General features: G+C 70.4%; 18 protein-coding genes. 8 read left to right on the forward strand and 10 right to left on the reverse strand.

The window, feature by feature from the left end; translation table 11 throughout:
• Positions 1–69: 69 nt before the first annotated feature.
• Positions 70–1485: a family 2B encapsulin nanocompartment shell protein gene (locus ACRX5W_RS21930; RefSeq protein ID WP_436789943.1), complete on the reverse strand. Its 1416-nt coding sequence runs from the start codon at positions 1483–1485 to the stop codon at positions 70–72.
• A gap of 366 nt (positions 1486–1851) precedes the next feature.
• Between ACRX5W_RS21930 and ACRX5W_RS21935 the strand changes: the two genes are divergently transcribed.
• Positions 1852–2652, forward strand: coding sequence for a hypothetical protein (locus ACRX5W_RS21935; protein WP_436789944.1), 801 nt, complete (start codon positions 1852–1854; stop codon positions 2650–2652).
• A 2-nt stretch (positions 2653–2654) separates the two neighbouring features.
• Positions 2655–3410: a hypothetical protein gene (locus tag ACRX5W_RS21940; RefSeq protein ID WP_436789945.1), complete on the forward strand. Its 756-nt coding sequence runs from the start codon at positions 2655–2657 to the stop codon at positions 3408–3410.
• Between the two features lie 5 nt (positions 3411–3415).
• On the opposite strand, the gene ACRX5W_RS21945 is transcribed toward ACRX5W_RS21940, so the two are convergent.
• Positions 3416–4642: an acyltransferase gene (locus ACRX5W_RS21945; protein ID WP_436789946.1), complete on the reverse strand. Its 1227-nt coding sequence runs from the start codon at positions 4640–4642 to the stop codon at positions 3416–3418.
• A 448-nt stretch (positions 4643–5090) separates the two neighbouring features.
• Here ACRX5W_RS21945 and ACRX5W_RS21950 point away from each other — a divergent pair, with 448 nt between their 5' ends.
• Positions 5091–6731, forward strand: a complete 1641-nt coding sequence (locus ACRX5W_RS21950; RefSeq protein WP_436789947.1) for a hypothetical protein — start codon at positions 5091–5093, stop codon at positions 6729–6731.
• A 105-nt stretch (positions 6732–6836) separates the two neighbouring features.
• Entirely contained in the window at positions 6837–7358 is a 522-nt protein-coding gene (locus ACRX5W_RS21955) for a flavoprotein (RefSeq protein WP_436789948.1), read from the forward strand.
• Positions 7359–7374: 16 nt separating this feature from the next.
• Here the strand turns inward: ACRX5W_RS21955 and ACRX5W_RS21960 are convergent, their stop codons facing one another.
• The 7 genes from ACRX5W_RS21960 to ACRX5W_RS21990 form a co-directional block, all read right to left on the reverse strand.
• Positions 7375–8550 carry a serine hydrolase domain-containing protein gene (locus ACRX5W_RS21960; RefSeq protein WP_436789949.1) on the reverse strand — a complete coding sequence of 392 codons (1176 nt, stop codon included), beginning with the start codon at positions 8548–8550 and terminating at the stop codon, positions 7375–7377.
• Between the two features lie 640 nt (positions 8551–9190).
• Positions 9191–10645: an SDR family NAD(P)-dependent oxidoreductase gene (locus tag ACRX5W_RS21965; RefSeq protein ID WP_436789950.1), complete on the reverse strand. Its 1455-nt coding sequence runs from the start codon at positions 10643–10645 to the stop codon at positions 9191–9193.
• A 45-nt stretch (positions 10646–10690) separates the two neighbouring features.
• Positions 10691–11962, reverse strand: coding sequence for a type III PLP-dependent enzyme (locus ACRX5W_RS21970; RefSeq protein ID WP_436789951.1), 1272 nt, complete (start codon positions 11960–11962; stop codon positions 10691–10693).
• Positions 11950–13743, reverse strand: a complete 1794-nt coding sequence (locus ACRX5W_RS21975) for an IucA/IucC family protein (RefSeq protein ID WP_436789952.1) — start codon at positions 13741–13743, stop codon at positions 11950–11952. Before ACRX5W_RS21975 ends, ACRX5W_RS21970 begins: the two co-directional genes overlap by 13 nt.
• Positions 13744–13854: 111 nt before the next feature.
• Positions 13855–15618, reverse strand: coding sequence for an IucA/IucC family protein (locus tag ACRX5W_RS21980; RefSeq protein ID WP_436789953.1), 1764 nt, complete (start codon positions 15616–15618; stop codon positions 13855–13857).
• Positions 15615–16832 (reverse strand): ATP-grasp domain-containing protein, encoded by a 1218-nt coding sequence (locus ACRX5W_RS21985; RefSeq protein WP_436789954.1) that lies wholly within the window; start codon positions 16830–16832, stop codon positions 15615–15617. The genes ACRX5W_RS21980 and ACRX5W_RS21985 overlap by 4 nt, the downstream gene beginning before the upstream one ends.
• Before the next feature lie 491 nt (positions 16833–17323).
• The gene (locus ACRX5W_RS21990; protein ID WP_436789955.1) at positions 17324–18340 is read right to left on the reverse strand and encodes an ABC transporter substrate-binding protein; all 1017 of its coding nucleotides are present in this window, start codon (positions 18338–18340) and stop codon (positions 17324–17326) included.
• Between the two features lie 153 nt (positions 18341–18493).
• On the opposite strand from ACRX5W_RS21990, the gene ACRX5W_RS21995 reads away from it, so the two are divergent.
• From ACRX5W_RS21995 to ACRX5W_RS22005, 3 genes are all read left to right on the forward strand, one after another.
• Entirely contained in the window at positions 18494–19561 is a 1068-nt protein-coding gene (locus ACRX5W_RS21995) for a FecCD family ABC transporter permease (RefSeq protein ID WP_436789956.1), read from the forward strand.
• Positions 19558–20604: a FecCD family ABC transporter permease gene (locus ACRX5W_RS22000; RefSeq protein WP_436789957.1), complete on the forward strand. Its 1047-nt coding sequence runs from the start codon at positions 19558–19560 to the stop codon at positions 20602–20604. Before ACRX5W_RS21995 ends, ACRX5W_RS22000 begins: the two co-directional genes overlap by 4 nt.
• Before the next feature lie 224 nt (positions 20605–20828).
• Positions 20829–21662 (forward strand): hypothetical protein, encoded by an 834-nt coding sequence (locus ACRX5W_RS22005; protein WP_436789958.1) that lies wholly within the window; start codon positions 20829–20831, stop codon positions 21660–21662.
• 93 nt (positions 21663–21755) lie between these two features.
• Here the strand turns inward: ACRX5W_RS22005 and ACRX5W_RS22010 are convergent, their stop codons facing one another.
• Entirely contained in the window at positions 21756–22571 is an 816-nt protein-coding gene (locus tag ACRX5W_RS22010; protein ID WP_436789959.1) for a crotonase/enoyl-CoA hydratase family protein, read from the reverse strand.
• A 427-nt stretch (positions 22572–22998) separates the two neighbouring features.
• Between ACRX5W_RS22010 and ACRX5W_RS22015 the strand changes: the two genes are divergently transcribed.
• A complete protein-coding gene (locus tag ACRX5W_RS22015; protein WP_436789960.1) occupies positions 22999–23934 on the forward strand; it encodes an LPXTG cell wall anchor domain-containing protein in 936 nt (311 codons plus the stop codon).
• The last annotated feature ends 105 nt before the right edge of the window (positions 23935–24039 follow it).

Here is a 24039-nt window from a genome sequence, read left to right on the forward strand (position 1 = left end):
TGCCCGGTCGTACCCCCGCGTTTTCCGCAGGCCGCGCGTCGTGCTCAGGCTGCCGTCTCGGACGCCGCCTCAGTCGCTGGGGCGGGCGATCTCGACGTTCTCCAGGACGCCGATCGCGTCGGGCACCAACACGGCCGCGGAGTAGTAGGCGCTCACCAGGTAGGAGATGACGGCCTTTTCGTTGATCCCCATGAACCGCACCGACAGGCTCGGCTCGAACTCGTCGGGGATGCCCGTCTGGTGCAGGCCGACCACGCCCTGGTTCGATTCGCCGAGGCGCATCGCGATGACGCTGGAGATGTGGCCGTCCTGGATCGGGATCTTGTTGCACGGCAGCACCGGAACGCCGCGCCACGCGGGCACCCGGCTGCCCTGGAGGTCGATCGTGTCGGGGTACAGGCCGCGCTTGTTGCACTCGCGGCCGAGCGCGGCGATGGTCCGCGGGTGGGCCAGGAACAGCGATGTGTCCCGGCGCCGGCTGAGCAGTTCGTCCATGTCGTCGGGCGTGGGCGGACCGTGGTGCGTGTGGATCCGCTGCTCGTGGTCAGCATTGTGGAGCAGCCCGAACTCGGGGTTGTTGACGAGTTCGTGCTCCTGTCGCTCGCGCAAGGCCTCGACGGTCAGCTTGAGTTGCTGTTCGATCTGGTTCATCGGCTGGTTGTAGAGGTCGGCGACACGGCTGTGTACGCGCAACACCGTCTGCGCGACGCTCAGTTCATACTCGCGTGGCGCCAACTCGTAGTCGACGTACGTGCCCGGCAGATCGACCTCGCCCTCATGGCCGGACGACAGCGCGATCTCGGCCTCGCCGTGCCGGTTCGTCGACTGCTGCGAGCTCGCCAGGAACTGGGCGATCTGCACCAGGAGTTCCGGCGACTGGTCGACCAGCGACTGGAACGCCTGACGGCTCATCACCATGAGGGTGCCGGCCGTCGACGCGGTCGCGGAGTAGCCCCACGCGGCGTCGTCATCGGTCAGCGCCTCATCGCCGAAGTGGTCGCCGTCCGCGAGGACACCGACCACCTTCTGGTTCCCGTACTTGCCGTCCCCCACCTTGTTGATCTTGCCGTGCGCCACCAGGTACACCTGGTCGGCAGGCCGCCCGGCCTCGGTGATCACGTCCCCCGGCGCGAACTCGCGCTGCGTGAACCGGTCGGCGATCGCGCCGAGCACGTCCTCGTCCTCGAAGCCGCGCAGCAAAGGGAGTTCGCGCAGCGTCGGAGGGACGACCTGCACCCGGTCGGCGGTCTGCGCGAAGCTCACCCGGCCGCGTCCGACCGCGTAGCTGAGGCGTCGGTTGACCCGGTAGGTACCGCCGGCGACGTTCACCCACGGAAGCATGCGCAGCAGCCACCGCGAGCTGATGCCCTGCATCTGCGGCGCGGACTTGGTCGTCGTCGCGAGGTTGCGCGCCGCCGCCGTGCCGAGACTCTGCCGCTGGCCGGAGCCGTTCGCCCCGATGTCGTAACCCGCATCGACCGTCATAGGTAATGCCTCCCCTGTAAGCGCCCCAGGACCGCGTGGGTCGGGCCTGCGCCAACCATCCTGAGCGCCGCGAAAATGCCGGATCAATGACACGAAAGTGTGTGAATGAACAGGGAAAGAAATGCCAACGCCACGCGCGTGCACGCACGATTCCCGCCGAATCAGGAGAGGAAGGGGGAGCGCGGGAGTGCGCTCGGGGCGCGCGGATGTGTGGGACGGAATGTATGCGGCGGCAGGCCTGGGGCCGGGTCTCTCGGTGCACCCGAAACGGCATGCAAAAACCCGCAGTTACCACAGGAGTACACGAACGGGCGATCTTGTCCGGAACCTGCTCCGGGTCGGGGGCGGGTCGCCCACGCTTGGATCATGCTTGCGAAGTACGCACGTTCGGCCTCCCGCGCGCGGCTCGGCGCGGTGCCGCTCGCGATCTGCGCGCTGGCCGCGGCTGTCCCGCCCGCCGCCGCCCTGCCCGACGGCCCCGCGCAGCGCCCGGTCCCGACACACGTTGTGACGTCCCATCAGACATCGCATGGCGGCCTGGTCCCGTCCGTGCTCTGCGTGTTGGTCGATACGGTCGGCCGCACGCTGAGCCTCGTGCCGGTCCTCGGCGAGATCCGCTGCGGCTGCCCGTGCCCCGGTCCGCCGCCGCAGCCGACACCGACCCCGCCCATCCCCGCCACACCGACCCCCACGCCGACACCCACACCGCAGCCGAGCGTCCCGCCGACCACGGCACCGGCCGAGCCGACTCCCACCGCCGGCCCGCCCGTGGAGGCACCTCGGGCTCCGGATGCCCCGGTACGCGAGGAGCCTCCCGCGGCGGTCCCGCCGCCCCCGCCGACTCCGCAAGCCCCCGCGCCCCCGCCCGAACCGCCGGCCCCGGCCCGTCCCGAACCGGTCGCCCGCGCCCTGCCGGGTATTCCGCCCCCGCTCCAGCCCGAACCCGCGGCACCCGCACCGGAGTTGCCCGCCCCCGAGCCGCCGATTCCCGCCGCCAACGTGCCGGTCGCCGCCGAGCCGCCGCGCAAGGAAGCCGTCCCGGACGACGACACGAGTGCGTGGGATCTCGTGACCTGGCTCAGCTTCGCCCTCATGCTCGCCATGGTTCCGGCCGCTCTCGCCGCCCTCGGGCGCGGCGCGGAGGCACGGGGCCGCTCCGGGAGGTAGTCGTGACCGTCGTTGTATGGGTCCTGTGCACCGTCGCGGGCACGTGCCTCGCGGTCGGCGCCGCGCTGTGGCTCGGCCGCAGCGTCCGCAGCCGCGAAGGGGAGTTCAATTCCCAGGCGCTGTCCTTCGCGGGCGGTGTCGTCCTGTCGTCGTTCATCCTCATCACCGGCTTCCTCATCGTCGGTGCGTGGCAACTCCAGTCCGTGGCCCGGACGCACGCGCACGAGGAGGCGCGCGTGCTGGCGAAGGCGTACTCCCGAGCGGGCGAACTCGCGCCGCCGCACCGCGACGAAGTACGCAGTCGCATCACGGCGTACACGCGGACCGTCATCGACGACGAATGGCCGCAACTCGCCGAACACCGGGCATCACCGGCGGCATGGCGGCAACTCGACGCCGTGCAGGGGGCGCTGGATGCCGTCCCGCAGGACCACAGGGCCACGGCGTTCGACGCGACGGCCGCCGCGGTGGACGAGGTGTACATCAAGAGGTACGCGCGGCTCGCCGACCTCGACGCCGTGTCCCCGCCGGTCCTGTTCGCCGCGATGATCGTCGCGGGCGTGCTGGTGCTGGTCTATCCGCCGTTGGTCGGCATGACCGCCGACCGCCGCAACATCGCGCTGCTCGGGTTCGCGGGTGCCGTCGTCGGATTCGGGATCCTGCTGGTGTTCCAGATGCGCGACCCGTTCACGGCGCCGCTCAACATCGGCCCGTCCGCATTCCAGGCCGCGTTGGCGCGGTACGGGCAACTGACCTGACTCGGTCAGAAGGCCTTGCGCAGAAGGGGGATTCGGGCCGCGACGAAGCTGATCGCGAACGCTGCCGCGACTGTCGAGCCGAGCAGCAGCGCGAGTTCGGGAAGAGTCGTCGCGCCGTCGGACATGCCGTACCACTGCTGGAAGCCGTACAGCACCGCGAGATGGCAGCCGAACACGCCCAGAACGCGGTCGCTCACCGTGCGGCCCACGCCGCCCGCGCGGTCGAGGCCGCCCCGGGCGAGCAGGAACACCAGCGCGGCGGACAGTGCGGTGACGGCACCGAGCGTGTTAGGCGGCAGCGCCACCGCGAAGTCGAGCGGGAGAACGTCGGCATGCGTGTGCTGCCAGACAAGTTCGGTCAGCGCGAAGACCAACACGGCGGCCGCGGCCAGGCGCTGACGGGCGGTCAGCACCACGTCGCGCAGCAGGTAGCCGAGCATGAAGTAGCCCACGTACGGCAGGAAGTAGGTGGGTGCGGTCAACCGCAGTGCGGGAGCGCCGAGTTCGCGTACCTGAATGTAGGCGTTGGTGATCTGCACCCCGAGACCGAACGCCAGGGCGAGCCCCGTGACCAGCCATCGGTCGCGCGCGGACGCCTTGGCCAGGAACACCCGCAGCACCGGCGCGAGCAAGTACAGGCCCAGGATCAGCCAGAAGAAGTACAGCGCGGTGTAGGTGCGGGCCAACAGCAGGTCTCCGACGACCTTTTCCAGGCTCGGCCGGTAGTCCTTCACCCACATCTTGAAGGCGATGTAGAACGCGTGCCAGAACACCAGTGGCACGGCGATGCGTCCGAGCCGCCGCCGATAGAAGCCGTACGCGTCCTCACCCGGCCGAGGCGCGAGCAGCAGCGCCCCGCTGATCATCACGAACACCGGGACGGCCCACGTCGACCCGACGTTCACGATCGCCGCGGCCCACCACACCGCGCTGCCGCGCAGGCTCTCGTCGGTCATGGTGAGCCCCGTCGTGTGAATCGACACGACGGCCACGATCGCGATCACGCGCAGCCACGAGAGGTAGGCGTACGACGGCCGTTGCCCCGCCGGGTGCTTCGTGCGCGCGGCGGGCACACCGGCGGTTTCATCGGCGGGGGCGAGCGGCACGGCGCTGTCGGGCGCGGTGGCACGGCGCTGGAGACGGGGCACGGCGTGGACTCCGATCGGCATGGCGTCGAGCGGAGCGTACCGGCCCTCGCGGCGGCGCGGCTCGGTCGGTCGGTCATGCTGCATGCGCCAGCGCGAGCGTCGCATCGCAGGAGGTGCGCGTACCTGAGCGCTTCGTCGGCGTGTGCCCTGCTGCGCAAGTTCGGCTGTTTTCTCTGCCCGCCAACGCCGCTGTCCGTATATCCGTTCGCCGCCTTGCGGGCCGTCAGACCTCCGCGCTGCGACACAGTGTCCCACCACCGGCCAGGCACGACTGAGCACATCCGGTCGCCGAGGCCGCAGGGGCTGCCGACGCGGGCCCGCGCCGGACGACGCCGGGGCGGACTGTTGGTCGTGGCCGATGGGACAGGGATGTCGGGAGAGCAGGTCCTCGGGGCCGGCCGGGTTGGAGGGGTGCATGCGTGACGCGGTGGCCGGATGGCGTGCCGGGCAGCGAGGCACTTCGCAGGGGCGAGGGTGGGGCCCGAGCGAACACGTGAGCACCGTCGACGGTGAGCCCGGCAGGTACTCGGAGGTGGCCACCCCCCTCCACGCCTTGGGTACTCCGCACGCCATCCCTGACTCCGCGTACTGGGATGTCGACACCGAATATCCGTTGGCCCCGGGACCTGGCACCGGTCCGGAGGACACCACACCTTGCGGGGGAGCGCCTTTCGGGGGAGCGTTCGTCGGCTCGCGGCAGCTCGGTCGGCCCGTCGCAGAACTGGCCGCCTTCGTATCGGGCAGTACGGAGCACGGTTTCGACGATGTGATGGAACCGGACCACGACTTGGAGTTCTTCCGAGAGCACCGTTCAGTCTGGGCGCAGAAGCACGGATTGCTGACCGAAGTGCCGCCTCCCGATGCCTTCAGCGACGATTTCCATGCGTCCATGGCGAAGGTCCTGGCTGTCTCCAGGCCACTGCTCCATCCGGCGATCACCTGGGGGTGGCTCATGCCCACCAAGGTGATGGCGGACGTGGGAATCGTCGCCGAGCAGGAGGCTCGCGACTGGTGTGCGTCGGATCTCCTGACGATCATGGACTACACCGCCATGGCAACGGACTCAGAGGTGCGTCGGACGCTGCTGGAGGGCGCGCGGGCGATGGCCGTCGATGGGGTGCTGCGGCTGCCTCGGAAGTGGCTCGACTACGCGAATGTCGTGGTGTGCCGGGCCGGGCGGCGCGGCATCGAGGGGCGCTGTGCCGCGAAGGCGTCGATGAACGTTCCCCTGTTCGACCGAGGTGTCCTGAGCGACGTGGAAGTGGCCCGGTGGGCCATGGTCGACATGGGCTTGCCCAACTGGCTGAGGCGGTCCTTGGTGTGCCGGGAGAACATGGCCTTGATCGCTTTGCCGCGCCTCACCAACGACATGAGCGATCTCATGACAGATGTGCTGCGCGGGGAACCAGGCAACATGTTCCGGCTCCGCCGTGATCTGCGGCTCTGGTTCGCCCACTACAGTGCCTGGCTCCGCGGGCGCTGGGACGCCGTACGAACCGGCACCTGCGACCCCGTCGAGCTGGCTGCCGCGATCACCATGCCCTACACGTTCCTCGGCCGACGGGCCAGGACTTGGACGAAGCTGGCTGTCGCGTACCGCAAGAGTCCGCAGAGCGGACCGTCGGCCTGCCCCTGGTGTGGCGACTACGCATCGAAGACGGGGGACTTCCACCGGCCGTTCTCCGTTCGCCCCGGAGCCTCCGGACCTCGTGGCGGTGCCGAGCGGACGGCCGTCACCGCAGTCTCCACGGCGCGCAAGCTGGTCACCGACTGCGGGGCAACCGTGCGCGAAGAGGTGTGGGAGCACATGCGCGGCCGTGTCGAGCGTCTGCTCGCCGACGCCCCGGCCGTCGGCGACCGGACATCGGGGTTCCATCGCGCCTTCGGCACCTTGTACGGCGTCCTGTCGGTGCCCATCCTCCTGATGGAGGGCGGCCACCTCGATGCGGACACCGTCCACCGCATGGAGCTCGTCGCCCACGAATACGTCAGGTACGACATCACACGACCGGCCGAGATGGCGGCGGCGGTGTACTACGCCATGGTCGTCTGCCATCCGCACCCGACCATGTCCTTGGGCACTCTGGAAACAGGTCTGCTGTACGGCAGGCCGCTTGCACCGGACGACGTCCCTCTTGACGATCCCGCCCGGCTTCCGCACTTCGCCCGGTAGTTCGACGAGGTGGCCGGCGTTCCGTTCCGTAGGCGGCGTCATGCGCGGAGCGCGGCGAAGGAACGTTTACGCCGCTCGGACGTGCCGACGTTTACCCTGCGGGCCATGTCACGACTGCCCGCACTGCACGTTGTCGCGAGCGCCGCGCCACCCGTGCTCGAACTGCCCCACGGCTTGCGCCTGATCCGCGCCTGGGGATGGGACCCGTACGTCACCCTGACCCCGACCGCCGCCCGCTGGCTCGCCGCCTCGCTCGACGAGGTCGCCGAAGCCGCCGGCCGCCCGCCGCGTCACACTGACCGACTGCCCGGCGAGGACCGTCCGTTCCCCGCACCCCAGGCGGTGCTGGCCGCCCCGCTCACCTTCAACACGCTCAACAAGTGGGTCACCGGGATCAACGACAACCCGGCGGTAGGCATCCTCAACGAGGCCCTGGGTCCCAGCCTGCACACCGTCGCTGCCCCGGCCTTCAATCCCGATCTCGCCGCCCATCCGCGCTATCCCGGCGCCATAGCCACCCTCCGCCGCTCCGGCGTCCACATGGTCCTCACCGCCGAAGGCGCCCCTCGCCCCGCGACCGGCCGGGCGTGGTGGGAGGAAGTCCTCCGCGAACTCCCCAGTCTGTGATGACAGCCATCGGGGGCTACCGGATCACGTCGAGCAGCGACGAGGTGAAACTGGTGACATTCAGGTCCGCGGTCGGCGGGGGTGCATCGCCGAGTCGCACCGCGACCGTTTGCATCGATGGAATGATCACCAGGATCTGGTCGCGGAAACCGAGTGCCCAGAACGTGTCCTCCGGTGCGTCAGGAACCAACTGGCCATCGAACTTCTTCGAACCGTGTCCTTTGGTCGCGATGTCGGGGGTGACCGCCTGCCCGGGCCGATTGAGCCACCACAGGAGGCCGTAAGCGGCGTTGTGTTCGGAACTGGGTGCCTGCGTTGCGGCGGTGACGTACTCGCGCGACACGATGGTCTTTCCCTCGTATTGGCCTCCCTTGAGCATCATGTGACCGAATCTGAGGAGATCGTCGCACGTGGTGAGCAGCCCGGCGAAGAGCAGAGGATTCCCGGATTCGTCTGCATCGATACTCGTGTCCACCATTCCGAGCGGCGCAAAAAGCCGCTGCTCGGCGAATCGCGCGACGGGCATACCCGTTGCTCTTTCAAGGACCGTCTCCAATGACTGCACCGCGGCATTGTCGTAGTTCCACGAGGTTCCGGGAGGTACGACCTGGCTCAGGCCGATAGCGAAAGCGGATTTGTCAGCTGCGCGCCCGGCCATTTCGATGTAGTCGGTCCGCGCGTCCACGTAGCGTCCTGCGGTACCCGACAGAAGGTGCCTGATCTCGACGTTCGCGGCGTCAGTCCCACGCCATTCGGTGATAAAGCGAGACGCTGGGTCATTCAGATGAAGCAAGCCGTTGTCCTGAGCTATTCCCACCAGAATCGACGTTATCGACTTCGTGATCGAGTATGCGGCATCGGTCGGCTTCTCATTCGCCCGAGCGAATTTCGCGGAAACGAGCGGTTTCCCGTCCACCGTGGCAGTCACGCAGTGCGAATCAGCTGCTTCCGCCTCGCTGATCAGTTTGTCTTCAAGAGATCCCCCGAAAGGGGGCGATGGCGCGTCGCCGGTGTTCGAATCGCATGAAACCAGCGAGAAAACCATTGCCGCAGCCAAAGCAGCAAGGAATGTCGCGTGACCGCGCGAATTCACGCGCCTGCTGCAACTGTTGAGCATCACTGCTTCCCGTCCCGTTGACAGCCATTCGAGATTGCGCCGATGTTCTGCCGACGGATCTCTGGCGCAGGACACTCGAACACACCTCGTGATCGTGCCAGGACGGTAACCGCGAGGTCTTGCAGAAATACGGCGACCTCGTGATCTGACGTCCGACGCCTACGGGGATGCCAAGCCGAGGTTCCCGACGCCAACGTCATCGCCGATGATCCGGTCGCGTGCCGGCCTGTGCGCGCGGTGGGCCTGCCGGGTCTGGTAAGTCGCAGTGGACAGGGACCCGCAGGACGGCACGGCAGGTCGACTGCCATCCGGGCAGCGGGACGGCCGACGTCCTCCGGGACCCGGAGCCCGGACCCCGACGGGTTCATGCGCTTCCACCGGCGCGAGCTACAGGAGCCGCCGCGGAGCTCGATCGCCTCCGGGTGAACGACGCGCCCGGCAACAGGCGCGGCACGTCACGTCTCCGACTGCGCGTCGGCTCGGGGGCGGTGTTGCGTCCCCTCCGCGGCGGGGGGGGGGGGGGGGGGGGGGGGGGGGGGGGGGGGGGGGGGGGGGGGGGGGGGGGGGGGGGGGGGGGGGGGGGGGGGGGGGGGGGGGGGGGGGGGGGGGGGGGGGGGGGGGGGGGGGGGGGGGGGGGGGGGGGGGGGGGGGGGGGGGNCGGTCGGCAGGGAAGGCCGACCGAAGCACCCATCGGTGCGCAGCAACTGACGGCACGTCACCAAGGCGACGGCGCATAGTCCTTCAGGAAGCAGCCGTACAAGTCCTCGCCCGACTCACCGCGCACGATGGGGTCGTAGACGCGGGCCGCGCCGTCGACGAGGTCGAGTGGGGCGTGGAAGCCTTCGTCGGCGAGGCGCATCTTGGTGGGGTGGGGGCGTTCGTCGGTGATCCAGCCGGTGTCCACGGCAGTCATCAGAATGCCGTCGGTGAGCATTTCCTGGGCGCTCGTGCGGGTCAGCATGTTCAGCGCCGCTTTGGCCATGTTGGTGTGCGGGTGGCCTGGGCCCTTGTAGCTGCGGCTGAACTGGCCTTCCATCGCCGAGACGTTGACGATGTACTTGCGGCGTCTCGGGGACGCGGCCATGGTCGGGCGCAGGCGGCTGACCAGCAGGAACGGCGCTGTCACATTGCACAGTTGCACTTCGAGGAGCTCGATCGGGTCGACCTCGTGGACCCGCTGCACCCAACTGTTGGAGGCGTCCAGGTCGGGGATGAGGCCGCCCGCGTCGATCGCGGTGCCCGACTCGATGCGTGCCAGGGTCGCGGATCCGCTGGTGAGTGCCAGCGCGGTCAGGGCCTGCGGGTCGAGGGCACCCGAGGACGGCGAGGCGGACGGGAGCGCAACGTGGCCCGAACCGGCGATGTGGCCGAACGTGATCGACTCGGGGAGTTCCCCGGCGGGCAGCGGACCCTCTTCGGCGGCTATCAGTGCGGCGTACGCCTGCGGGGTGCGCCGCACGGTCTGCGCCGCGTTGTTGATGAGGATGTCGAGCGGGCCCGCGGCGGCCACCGAGTCAGCCAGGGCGATGACCTGCGCCGGGTCGCGCAGGTCGATGCCGACGATGCGCAGCCGGTGGATCCAGTCGCCGCTGTCCGGCATCGCGGTGAACCTGCGGATCGCGTCGTTGGGGAAGCGCGTGGTGATGGTCGTGTGCGCGCCGTCGCGCAGCAGGCGCAGCGCGATGTACATGCCGATCTTGGCGCGACCGCCGGTGAGCAGTGCGCGGCGTCCGGTCAGGTCCGTACGGGCGTCGCGGCGCTCGCGGTTCTCCTTCGCGCAGCGCGGACACAGCTGGTGGTAGAACGCGTCGACCTCGACGTAGCGCTGCTTGCAGATGTAGCAGCCGCGCGGGCGCTGGAGTATGCCCGCCAGCTCGCCGGCCGCCGACGAGCTGATCGGGATGCCCTGCGTCTCGTCGTCGATGCGGTCCGGCGAGCCGGTCGCGGTGGCCGCGGTGACCGCCTGGTCGGCGGCCATGATGCGCGCCTTGCGCTCGGCCCGGCGGCGTTCCTTGACGCTCTTGAAGACGTGCGAGGTGGCGTTGCGCACGCGGACCGCGTCGGGGTGCTCGGTCGGGAGGCGGTCGAGCTCGGCCAGGACCTCCAGGCAGACGGCGAGCCGTTGGGGGTCGATGCCGGGAATGTCGGCTTCGTCGGGGCTCGCTGTCATGTCGGGGGCCGTTCCTGGTCGTGGGAGAAGGGTGGCTGGAGAACTTTACGTAGCGCTCCCGGCCTGGTCCAAATGGTTCTCGCGCGGTGGCAGGTAGTGGAACGTGGGGGGCGGGTGCATGAGGAAGTCGCGGTGCGAGATGTTCCACGCGTACGCCCCGGCCATCGCGAAGGCGACGCGGTCTCCGATCCGCAGCGTCCCCGGCAGGACCAGGCGCGATGCCAGGACGTCCTTGGGCGTGCACAACTGGCCGACGAACGTGACGGGTTCACCGCGGACGGCGGGCCTCGGCCACGGGTGCGGCCACCGGTGGCGCGGCAGCACGGCGAGCGGCTGGCTGTGCCCGCGCGCGGCGGGCGTCCGCAGGTGGTGGGTGCCGCCTCGGACGACGGCGAAGGCCTGGCCCCGGCTGTGCTTGAGGTCCAGGACGTCGGTGACGTACCAGCCGTGGTACGCGGTGAGCGCACGGCCGGGTTCGATGCGCAGCACGGGCGCGTCGGGATGGGCGGCAGTGGCGGCGAGGGCTCTGCCGTACGCCGGCCAGTCGAAGTGGGTGGCCGGGTGGCCGTAGTCGACGGCCATGCCGCCGCCGATGTCGAGTTCATGCAGGTCGACGCGGTTTCGGGCGGCCCATTTCGCCGCCCAGTCGAGCAGGTGCTCGGCCAGGGATCCGAGTGCGGTGGCGCCGAGGCCGCTGGCCAGGTGGGCGTGGATGCCGCGCAGGCGCAGTGCGGGCTCGTCGGCGAGGATCTGTGCGCAGAGGTCGAGCGCGCCCGGGTCCATGCCGAACGGGCTCGGCCGGCCGCCCATGGCGAGCGGCACGGCGGCGGGTCCGCCCGGCACGTCGACCGGCGGGTTGGCGCGCAGGAGGACGTCGACGGTCCGCCCGTGCGCGCGTGCGAGCGCGGCGGCGCGCCGCAGCTCGTGCTCGCTTTCGACGTGCAGCCGGTGCACGTCCGTCGCCGCCGCGAGTTCGTCGTCGGTCTTGCCGGGTCCGCCGAACGCGATCGGCAGGTCCGGCAGCGCGCGGCGCACGTGGGCCAGCTCGCCGCCCGAGGCGACCTCGATGCCGTGGATGTGCGGGGCCAGCGTCCGCAGGACTTCGGCGGCCGGGTTCGCCTTGGCCGCGTAGTAGAGCTCGACGCGGGGCGGAAGAGCGGACGAGATACCCGCGGCGTGGCGGGACAGGGCGTCGAGGTCGTGGATGTACGCGGGCAGCTCCGCGTCGGCCAGGGCGCCGGCATGCTCCCGGACCGCTTCGGTCACCAGGACGTCGGCGGGGTCGGCTGCGGCTTCGTGCGTGATCACGCGTGCCAAGGCTGGGCCTCCTCCTTCGCGGTGGGATTTTCGGCGTGCTTCCGGGGCGGCCTGCCGGGGGAGGCGTCCCGCCGGGCGCTCTTGAGGAACGCGGCGCTCAGCGGGCTCGGCAGCGGCACGTATCCCGCGTCGCGGTCGGCGGCGCGCTGCCAGCGCGTCATCAGGTTGGCCTTCGCCGGGAGCGGCGCGCCGGACAGAAGCGCCCGGAGCGGCGGAGGGCAGCCGTACCGCCGGGCGTGGTCGAGCAGCACCGCCCGTACCGTGCCCCACAGGCCCGCCTCGGCTGCGGGGCACAAGTCGGCGAGCGCGGCTGCGGTCTCGCCGATGTGGTTGACCAACAGGCAGTAGACGACGCGGTTCCAGCCGCGCTCCGCGTCGTACGTCATGGGTCCGGCGACGTCGGCGGGCAGGGCGGCAAGATCGGCGGCGTGCCGGTCCGCCAGCAGCTTGGTGCCTTCCAGGTCGCGGAACAGCATGCGTACGGGCCGGCCTTCGTCGTCGACGCAGACCAACACGTTTTGCAGGTGCGGTTCGAGGACCACGCCGTGCTCGAAGAACAAGGTGAGCACGGGCGGGACGAGCAGGTCGAGGTAGTCGCGCCACCACCGGCCGACCCGTTCCGGGGTCGGATCGGTGATCAGCCGCGACACGTGTGCGGCCGACACCGGGTACTCGTCGGCGACGGCGGCGGCCAGCAGCGGAGTTCCGGGTCCGTACGCGTCGACGCCGTCGCGGACGATGACGCCGAAGCCCTCCAGGAGTTCCTTGTCGCCCAAGTCGACGGTCCGGTAGGCCGGTTCCGGAAGCAAGACGAACCCAGGGTGGCGGGCGGCGGTTTCGCGGGCAGGGCCGGCGAGGATGCGGGTGAGGGCGACGGCACCGGACAGTTCGTACCACGCGTTCTTGCGCACGCAGTTGGTGATGCGCACGCCCAGGCTGAACTTCAGGAAGCAGCCGTCGCCGGCGAGCGTGCGCACCGACGCGGTGGGAACGAACTCGGGCCCCCCGCCCCCGAGATCGCGCAACCGCCCGTCGGCGAGGGCCCGACGCAGCGCCTGATTCTGCGTCAGGAGATCGAACTGCCAGGGGTGAACGGGCAGGAGGCGGTAGCCGTCGGGGACCGGCCGGAGCCGGTCGACCGGGTCGAGCGCGTCGTCGCGTGCCGACTCCTCGCGGACGAGGTCGCCGCGTACCCCCAGGTATCGCAGCGGGAAGGCGTGAGCGGTTTCGGGTCCGTAGCGGACCCGGTCGGCGACGGCGCCGCTGTGGGCCTTGGGCGCCGGGTGGAACCGGTGACCGAATAAAAGGGCCTGCTCGGACGCGAGGTAGTCGGGGGCGGCGTGGTCCGCGGTGGTCCGCCGGGCCAGGATCGCGGCGACGGTGTCGCGGCTCGACCGCACCTGGTCGACGAACTCGTCGTTCGCGGTCCCTCGGCGTGCCGCCAATTCCCGTGCGACCAAATCCGCGAGGTCCTCCCAGCCGAGTTCGCGCCACACGTGCCCGCTGAACCGGCGTACCGGGCCGCGGAACCGGTGTGCTCCGGTGAGCGAGATGCGCCGCACGGCGACGCGCAGGAGGGCGTTGGCGCGAGGCAGGCGGACCAGGAGATGGCCGTCCGTCACCGCCGCCTGCCGCTCGGGGCCGGACACTTCGCGCAGCAGGCAGTTCAACAGTGTGTGGGCGGTCGCTTCATCGGGTGTCGGCAATGCGGCGGGCCGGTTGTCCGGCAGGCGGTGCGATGGGCCGGGGAGGCCTGCGGCGGCATCGGCGACGCGGTGCATGAAGCTCCTTCGGAGAAAAAGCGGTTGAGGTGACGGGCGACCATGGCGGTGGGTCCGCGTGCCGACGCGACGTATCCGGCCGACTGCGTGTCGGCCGGGACTCCGGTGGCGTCAATCGGCACGCACGCCCCCGACAAACGGCGCTGCGGCAAGGTAGTTCGGTCCGGTCCGGGCGTAGTGCTTGTTGATGTCGGACGCGCCGGAACGTGCTTTGCGCAGCAACGTCCCCGCCGTCACCATGAGTTTGACCGGCAGCCGGTCGGCTTCCAGCAGCCGGGTGCGCAGCACCGCGAAGTCCGGCGCGCCGCGGTGTGCGGCGGCGGCGTCCTCAAGGCAGGTGCGCAGCAGCAAGGTTGCCTCCGCCGGGGCGATGCGTTTTGCCTGGGCAAGAGCGAACAACGGCGCGGCAGCGCACAGGTGCATCGTTATGGTCGTGAAGACGTCGGCGAGTGCCCCGCTTTCGGAGACCGCTATGCGGGGGTCGTCGAAGACGATCTCTTCGGCCGCCGCGCCGAGCCGGGCGCGGATGCGCGCGGGCATGATCCTCGGCGCGTCGTGGTCCTTCAGCAGCAGCCGTATACGGGTACGGCCCGCCTCGTCGCGGTCGAGTACGAGGGACGTGTTCTGCTGGTGGGCTTCCAGTGCGATGCCGTACCGCAGCCACAAGGTGACGTGCCAGTCCAACAGAAGCCGCAGGTACTGCGTGTACAGCGCGATCGGATCACCGTTGTGGAACTCGTCGGCGAGGGTGTCGACGACGAGGCGCCCGCCCGGCCCGGGCGCGGTCAGTGCCGCGACGGTGACCACGCGCGCCTCGTCGAGGCCCGCTGGGTGGCGGCGGACCAGGAAGGCGAGAAGTTCGTGTCCGGCGTGCCCGTAGGTGTGTTCGTCGGCGATCAGTACGCGGTCGCGGAACCCGGGCTCGGCGTCGAGGACCAGCCGCAGCAGGCGTCCGCCGGCGTCCCCGTCGACCAGCGAACCCGGCTTGATGGTGCGGCGGTTCAGCAGGCCGAGCGTGCTGGCCGTCAACGGCACCTTGAGGTGTTCGTGCGGTCGTGCGCGCACCGCCACTGTCCGTGTCGACAGCGTCGGAGTGACGGGCAGGTACGGCTCCGGTCCATGGCGCAGGCCCGGGCACGCGGCGGCGAGTGCTTCCGGGTCGGTCGAGGGATGGGCGGGGAGCGTCACATGCGTGGCGTCGCACCGCGCCGGCAGGCCGACCCGCGACGGCGACGGCCACCACCGCGGCAAGGTGCCGTGCAGCGATGCCGACTCCAGCGGCACGGCCACCCACCGCAGCGGGAAGACCGGATGGAACTCCGGTGCGTAGAAACGTAATTCGCGTAGGTCCAAGCCGAGGCGGCAGCGCCCGGTCGGGTAGGCCGGATGGTCGCGATACGCCGCGACCGTGTCGTACTCCAGGGCCCCGGCCGGTCCGCGTGCGGTGCTGCCGGCGAGCCGGGCGAACACGGCGTCGCGGTGGGCCTCGTGGAGTACCGCGGTTGCGAGCGTCGCACGGCATTCGCGGGCGAACGCGGCGAAGCCGTAAGCGTCGACGGCTTCGGTGCCGGCCGACAGAAAGTCCAACAAGGCGTCGAGTCCCACGATCTCCCGGCCGGATTCGGTCAGTCGCGGAGCACGCACGGCCACATCGCAAAGGAACAACGCGTGCCGCACCGGCATTTCGGCCGTGCGCGGGCCGGAGCGCACCACGAGCCACGGCCCGTCCGGACGGTCGGCCCACCGTGCCGTGCGGCGGAACCCGTTGACGTCTTCGCGCAGCCAGGCGTCCAACACTCGTGCGCACAAGGCGTCTTCGGCGGTCTCGGAAGGGGGGTCACTCCGGTGCGGGTCGTCGGCGCGCGTCGCGGTCACCGGCGGATCTCCCACCGACGGGCGGCGATGAAGCGGGCAACAGCGGCATCGGTGCTCTGCTGATCCGGGCCGACCGCGCGAACCACCCCCAGATAGTCGCGGTTGGTCCGCGTCAGCGGGGCCGCCACGCCGACGTCGCGTAACGGCCGGTAGGTGAGGTGCACCCGGCCGTCGACGGCGTCCTCGGCGGGCGGTGCGGCGACCAGTGTGCCGGGCGCATCGGCGCACACATACTCGACGCGGGCACGGCGGTCGGCGCGTCGTGGCGCCGGGGCCGGCAGCCGCTCGCCGAGGTGGACCCGCAGCACCTGGGCGAACACCGGCACGCCGAGGAGGTCCTGCAGGAGCAGGTCGCACTGGTCGCCGATGATGCGGTAGTTCACCTCGACAAGCCGAGCCCGGCCGTCATCGACGACGAACTCCGTGTGACACGCCCCGAATCCGACACCCAGAGTGTCCAGATCGTTTTCGACCTGCCCGGTCGTCGCGGCATCTGGCTCGGCGTCGAACGCCATGCTCTCCTCGATGAACGACGGCGGACCGGACACCCGGGTGCGAAACCCGCCGAGGACGCGCCGGGTTCGGGTGTCGCCCAGTGTCTCCAGCGTGCGCAGTTCGCCGCGCAGGAATTCCTCGACCACCAGGGGGAGTCCGGGGGCACGCGCGCGTATCTCGCGGCACCGCGCGAGGAGTTCGGCTGTGCCCTCGACCAGATAGGCGTCCTCACTCGCCACCCCTTCGCGCGGCTTCAGAACGCAGGGGAACGGGATGTCCAAGGCCGCGAGTTCGTCGGGATCGCGGTCGCCTGCAAGCTCGGTGCTCCACACGGGCGCGGAACCGGCCCCGGCGAGATGCCGCCGCATGAGCGCCTTGTTCTTGGTGCGCAGCGTGGTGCGCCAGTCCTTGCCCGGGACGCCGAACCACTCCGCGGCCAGTGCCGTTTGTGTCTGAAGGTGGTCGCTGTTGCTGAACACCGCGTCGGGCCGGGTCCCCGCCGTGGTGACCGCGCTCATTGCGGCGACCAGCGCCCGGAAGTCCCGCACGTCGCACTCGACGATGCGGGCGGGCGCGGCGGCGGAACCCGCGTACGCGCTCGTGTGCGGAGCGGCCCGATCGGTGAACAGCGTCACCTCGCCGCCGAGTTCGGCGGCGGCGGGAAGAAAGCCGGCGGTGACGGAGTCGGTGGGGTTGAGGGCGACCAGGTGAAGGTGCAACGGACCTCCGGGCGGACGACAGGGCGTGCGGCGAACAGGCGGCGGTCGAACGGCGGTACGGGCGGCACGGCGGAACGTACAAGTCGGCGGGCGGCGTCTCGGACGACTACGCGGGGCGCGGCGGCACCGCGACGGCACCGCCGCGCACTTCGACAGCGGCGAGTAAGAGGAACGACCGGGACGAGGTTCGGCAGAGCGGCGCGGAAGCGCGGTGTTGCGGACAACACGCCGACGCCCTGCGGAAGCAGCCGAAGGCCGAGGCGGCGCCGGTCACCCGCACCGGGGATCCGGTGTGCGCGTGACCGGAGCCGGGCGCGGCCCGGGGCAGGCGCAACGCCGAAGCCGTACAGCCGACGACGACGATCCCCCGATTCGCCGACCGCGTTCCCACGCCCCGAACTCCTCGCATGACCCCCGCCGTTCGCGCCGTGTCGGTTCGGTGCTCCGCTTCGTCGCCCTACTCGGTCCCGCTCGGTCCTCGTCGTGCTTGACTACTTGGCTGCGTCGACCGCGAACAGCCGGGCGAAGTCGTCGAGGATGACGTGGGCGCCGTGCAGCGACACCGAGGTCATCCACATCTCGTCCTCCACCTCGTGGACATGCCCGTTCGCGACCGCGTTCAGCCGCTGCCACAGCGGGTTGGCCAGGAACTTCGCCCTGCGATCCGCACCACCGGAGAAAGTCGTGACGAAAACGTAGTCGGCGTCCGCTTGTTCGATCTGCTCTTCGCTGATCTCGATGTTGAACTTCTCCGGGTCGCGCTGGTTCTCCGGCCGGGCGATGCCCATGTCCGCGAGCACGATGCCGCTGAAGGTCTTCGGCAGGTAGATGCGCGTCGGGCCGTCGACGAACCGCACGATCGAGACCGTCGGGTTGCCGGCCTTCGCGTTGACCGCGTCGCCGACCTTCTTGGCCCGTGCCTCGTACGCGGCGAGCTTCTGGTCGGCCTTCTGCTCCTCGCCGATCGCCTGCCCGACGAGCCTCAGGTTGTCCTTCCACGTCGGACCGGTCGTCTTGACGAACACGGTCGGCGCGATCTTGGAGAGCTGGTCGTACTTGTCGTCGTGGCGCACGGTCGCCGAGATGATCAGGTCCGGCTTGAGCGCCGCGATCGCCTCCAGGTTGGGGCTCGCGAGCGGACCGACGTCCTTGGCGTCCTTGACCGCGTCCCCCAGGTAGTCCGGGAAGCCGCTCTGGTCGCGGTACGAGCCGATGCCGCCGACCAGCGGGTGGTCGAGCGCCACGACCGCCTCCACGAGGCTGTTGTCGAGCGCGACGATGCGCTTCGGCTGCGCCTTGATCTCGGTGCTGCCCTTGTCGTGCGTGATCGTGCGCGGGAACACCGCGACCGAGGCCGACGCGGACGCGTCCGCAGCGGCGGACGTCGCGGCGGCGCCGCCGGCGCTGTCGCCCTCGTCGTCACCGCAGCCGGCGAGCCCCACCGCGAGGGCGATGGCGACGGCCGCAGCCGCAAGTCTTGAGCGCCGTCGGCGCGGTTCCGTACGCATGGTCGTTCTCCAGGGCCGGGGGACGCAAGCCGACCGTATTCAGGAAAGGCTTGCCTAACTTTCGTCTCGATGGAGAAAGGTAGCCTTGTCGCATTGCCGACAACAAGTGGGGGTGTGTACCGCCGTTCTGAGGCATGGCTTACCTTCCTCTTCGTGTCTGCCACCCTCACGTCCGGAGCCGCGCCGCCCGACGCGCCGCCCGAGTCCACCCGCGCCCGGCGCAGCGTCGGGCGCAACGCCGTGACCGTGCTCGTCCTCCTCGGGGCCCTCGCCGTCGCGGTGTTCGCGTCGCTTGCGATCGGTACGAAGAACGTCCCGCTGTCCGATGTGTTCGCGGCGTTGGGCGGCAGCCGCGACGGCGACGCGGTGGTCGTCCGCGACCTGCGCATGCCGCGGACGGCCCTGGGCCTGCTCGTCGGCCTGGCGCTGGGCGTCGCGGGCGCGGTCGCCCAGGAGATCACCCGCAACCCCCTCGGCGACCCGGGGCTGATCGGCGTCAGCGCGGGCGGCGCCTTCGGAGTCGCCGCGGGAATCGGCCTGTTCGGCTGGACGGCGTCGTACCAGTACATCTGGTGCGCCTTCGTGATGGCGGCGGTGGCGGGCCTGCTCGCCTACCTGGTCGGCGGCACCGGCTACGGCGGCGCGACGCCCGCGAAACTCGCTCTCGCCGGCGCCGCGGTGACCGCGTTCCTCCAGGCGTTCACCGACGCCCTCGTCCTGCTGGACGTCAACACGCTGGACCAGTACCGCAGTTGGGCGGTCGGCTCGCTCGCCGGCCGGGACCGCGGTCTGGCCTGGCAGCTCCTTCCGTTCGTCGCCGCCGGGCTGTTGCTCGCCCTCGGCCTGGTCGGACGCCTCAACTCCCTTGCCCTGGGCGACGATCTGGCCAGCAGCCTCGGTACGTCGGTCCGCACCACGCGCGCACTCGGCGCTCTCGCGGTGATCCTGCTCACCGGCGCCGCGGTGGCCGCCGCCGGGCCGATCACCTTCGTGGGACTGGTGATTCCGCACGTCATGCGTGCCCTCACCGGCCCGGACGCCCGCTGGCTGCTTCCGTGTTCGGGCCTCGCGGGCGCGACACTGATGCTCGCCGCCGACGTGGTCGGCCGTCTCGTGGCCCGACCGGCCGAGCTCGAAGTCGGCGTCGTGACGGCGTTCATCGGCGCGCCGTTCCTCATCGTGCTCATCAAGAGCGGACGTCTGAAGGAGCGTGCCACGTGAGGCTGTCCCTGGGGCCCTTCGGGATCCTGATCCGCGTGCGCGTCGTACTCGCCAACAGCGCCCTGTTGTCGGTCGGCTTCGCGGTGCTGGTGACGTCGCTGTGCCTGGGCACCTACAGCAACCTTCCGGTCGACCAAGTCCTCGGTGCGCTCTTCGGGTTCGGCCCGGACGACCAGGAACTCGTGGTCCGCGAACTGCGGTTGCCCCGCGCCCTGACGGCGATCCTCGTCGGCGTCGCGTTCGCCCTGGCCGGCGCGGTCTTCCAGGCCGTCACCCGCAACCCGCTCGCCAGCCCGGACCTCATCGGCATCTCGGCGGGCGCGGGCACGGGCGCGATCAGCGCGATCCTCTTCGGCGGCGTCACCGCGGCGGGCGCCGGGACGTACGGCGGAGTGCCGTTCGGCGCACTGTGCGGTGCCCTGGCGACCGCGGGCGCGATCTACGTCTTCGCCTACCGGGGCGGCACGATCACCGGCTACCGATTCGTGCTGGTCGGACTGGCCGTGCAAGGGGCGCTCGTCGCCCTCAACCGGTGGCTGCTCGCGAAAGCGGACATCGACGAGGCCGGCCGGGCCATGGTGTGGCTCACCGGCAGCCTCAACGGCCGCGACTACACCCACGTCAAATGGGTCGGCTTCGCACTGCTGCTCCTCGTGCCGCCGGTCCTCGCACTCGGACGGGCGTACCAGCTCCTCCAGTTCGACGACGACACGGCCCGCGGCCTCGGCATCCGGATCGGCCGCGCCCGCATCGTCCTGCTGGTGCTCGCGACCTGCCTCGCGGCGGTCGCGTGCGCGTCGGCGGGGCTGATCGGGTTCATCGCACTCGGCGCCCCCCAAATCGCCAGACGGCTCGCGGGACGAGCCGAAATCCCGCTGGTGGCAAGCGCTTTGACAGGCGCTGTACTGCTCCTGGTCGCCGACCTGATCGGACGCACACTCTTCTCCCCGACGGAACTCCCGGTCGGCATCGTCACGGGTGCCGTCGGCGCCCCGTACCTGATGTGGATGCTGGTCCGCACCAACCGCGTCGGCGCGGGCTGATTGTCGGAGGAATGCTGATCGGCCGGGGCGCGATGCCCTGCCGTATGGGCCATTTGGCCTGTTCAGGCGGCTGATGGGTGCGGAAGCGTGAACCTCCGGATCCCTCGTTTGCCGAGGGTGTGTCATGAGCGATGTCGGACATGTCCTGAGCACTCTGTTGCCGCTGTATCCGACTTTCTGCATGGAAGGAGTTTCGGATGCGGGATACCTCATGTATCGGAACCATGAGGCGGCGCAACGGACTTAGGTTCGGCAGCGCCTTCATTCTTGCGGCGGCGCTTGTCGGCGCCTCGCCCGCGGCCATGGCCGTGGCCGAGAGCACGGGCAGCACGACCACCGAAGCGAGCATGTTCCCGGGCATGGCCCCGGGGGCGGAGACGCGCGGCGGCGAGTGCCCGGACAACTCGGGTGACCTCACGAAGGACTGGCTGGGCCTGCCCGGCGGCATGCCGTCGATCTACCCGCACGGCATTCCGTCGAAGGACTGCCCGAAGGAGCCGGACAAGTGCCCGGACCAGTGCCCGCCCGGTGAGCAGGGTCCCCCTGGACCTCCCGGACCTCCCGGACCGGCAGGTCCCGCCGGCCCGCAGGGTGAGCAGGGTCCCGAGGGTCCGCAGGGCCCCGAGGGTCCGCAGGGCCCGCCCGGAGAGGGCGGCACCCCCGGCCCGCAAGGTCCCGCCGGACCCCAGGGTCCGCAGGGTGAGCAAGGCCCGCAGGGTGAGCCTGGCGAGCGGGGCCCCGCCGGCCCGTGCATCGCGCTGGACAGCTACCAGCGCGGCTCGCAGGAGTTCACCGCGGTGCTCTTCGACGACACCGCGCGCTTCGGCGGGCGCGGCCTCCAGCCGGACCCGGGGGCGTACGAGTGGACGACCATCTCGGACAACGAAGGGTTCCCGACGGACCCGGCGTGCGGCATCACGGCGATCAACCAGGGCAACACTGCCACGGTCCAGGTCGTCACCACGGCGGGAGAGATCTACGAGACCCAGTGCGACACCGCGGGTAACGACGTGATCTGCGACGACGACTGGAACGCGGTAACCCCGCAGCCGTTCTAGTCGCCACGAACGTCACGGTCCCTCCAGTTTGAAACTGTGCCCGGGGCGGATCCGTCCGCCCCGGGCACAGCCCTGCCCGCAGCCGCGACGACGTCAACGCCCCGTGAACTCAGGCGACTTCTTCTCCGCGAACGCACGCGGTCCGATGCGCGCGTCCTCCGAGAGGTACACGCGCATCCCGACCTCCGACTCGATCGCGAACGCCTCGTCCTCCGGCAGTTCGTCGGTCTCCCGCAGCACGCGCAGCACAGCCTGCACCGCGACCGGCCCGTTCGCCGCGATCGTGCGCGCGATCTCCAGCGCCTTCGCCAGCGCTGTACCGTCGGGCACCACGTGGGAGATCAGCCCGAGTTCCTTCGCCTCCGGGGCGTACAGGTGGCGGCCGGTCAGCAGGATGTCGGCCGCGGCGGTGTACGGGATCTGCCGGCGCAGCCGTACCGCCGAACCGCCCAGCGGGAAGAGGCCCCAGCGCACTTCCGACACGCCGAACCGTGCCGACTCGCCCGCGACGCGGATGTCCGTCGCCTGGAGGATCTCCGTGCCGCCCGCGATCGCGGGCCCTTCCACGGCCGCGATCAGCGGCTTCGCCAGGGTGAAGCCCTTCAGGGCCCACTTCATCGTCGACATGTCCAGCGCCAACTTCGTTCCGTCGCCGTCGCCTTTGAACGCGTCGCCGGGTGCGCTGCGGCTCATGTTCTTCAGGTCCGCGCCGGCGCAGAACGCGCCGCCCGCGCCGGTCAGGACGGCCACCCGGATTTCGGGGTCGTCGTTGACCTGATCCCATGCCTTTTCGAGCAGTTCCATCATTTCGGTGGTCAGGGCATTGCGGGCCTCGGGGCGGTTCAGCGTCACGACGAGGACGTGCCCGTCGCGCTCGACGAGGACCGGGGGAACGGTGGGTTCGTTCATGCGGCGGAACTCCTGGTGTCGACGGGGCCGTCGGTGCCGGCGCGATGGTGGCACGCGCGCCGTGAACCCACAAGACACGTACGGGCAGCGGGAGTTGATCACGTGTCGTATCGATAAACTTATTAATCGCGGGCGACTTCGCCCGCTCACAAGTGTGCGACAGAGCGTCGGTCTTTGCCGTATAACGGACTTCACCGTCAACAACCCCGCCCGGTGAACAACCGGGAAATACGTTGCCAACGCGAATTCGCCGAGTATTCCCGGCGGATGCGCTATCGGGATTGTGGCAGGCGGGAAACCCGGAATAATCCAGTACGCCGGGCGGACTACCCAGTTCGCGACGCGGCGACACCTCGTGGCGACCGGGCCCGTGGCGGTCCGGCTCCCACCTCTCTCCGCAACACTGCCGATTACCCGGAGTGTCCCTGTGCGACAAGGCACGAAAAAGTTCATAGCGAGCGCGATCGCAGTCGGCACCGCCGGCATGGCGCTTCCGGTCCTGGCGACCGGCACCGCGTACGCGACCGGAGACAAGTGCGACAAAGCACACATCAAGTACTCGCTCGACGGCGGCAAGACGTGGACCGACGACGGACGCATGGACCACGCCCTGGTGACGAAGATCCAGGTGAAGGTCGAGGGCAAGGTCAAGGACGGCTGCGACTACGCGGTCTCCCTCGCGTCGTACGACGCCGAAGGCCCCACGTGGGCGACCTCGGGGAAGCAGACGTTCCTCGGCTGGTCCACCGCCAAGCTCAACAAGCAGCACGAAACGGCCACGCTTGAGGTCCCCGCGCCCAAGTGCTTCGGCCAGGTCGACCTGTACGGCAACGGGAAGAAGTACGACGGCAAGGAAAACCCGCTGCCGCTCTACCCCCACGACAAGTTCCCCACCGACCTCATCACCGCGTGGAACGGCGGCAAGGCGTGCCAGCCGCCCACGGATGAGGGCACCAAGACGCCTCCGCCGAGCGGTTCGCCCTCGACGAGCAAGCCGCCGACCGACGATGGCACCAAGACGCCTCCGCCGAGCGGTTCGCCGTCCACCAGCAAGCCGCCCACGGACGAGGGCACCAAGACTCCGCCGCCGAGCGGTTCGCCGTCGACCAGCAAGCCGGCCGACGACAAGACGCCGCCGCCCACCACGACCGCGCCCGCTCCGGGCGGCGGCGACACCACGCCGCCGACGGGCAGCCCGGAGGTGCCCCCGGTCAGCGAGGTCGCCTCCGCGTCGCTCGCCGAAACCGGCGGCAACGACAACGGCGCGATCATGATCGGTGTGGCTGCGGGTGCGCTGCTCATCGGCGGCGCCGGCGTCCTCGTCTGGAACCGCCGCCGCAACGCGGGTGGCACCCCCGCCTGATCCGATCCCTTCCCGCGCCGGGTGACGGTGTCGGGGAGACCTGAACAGGCTGCGTGACGGGCTGTCAGCCCACGCGTTGGCCCGGCCGGATGCACCCGGCCGGGC

Source organism: Yinghuangia sp. YIM S10712, assembly GCF_051388935.1.
GTDB lineage: Bacteria > Actinomycetota > Actinomycetes > Streptomycetales > Streptomycetaceae > Yinghuangia.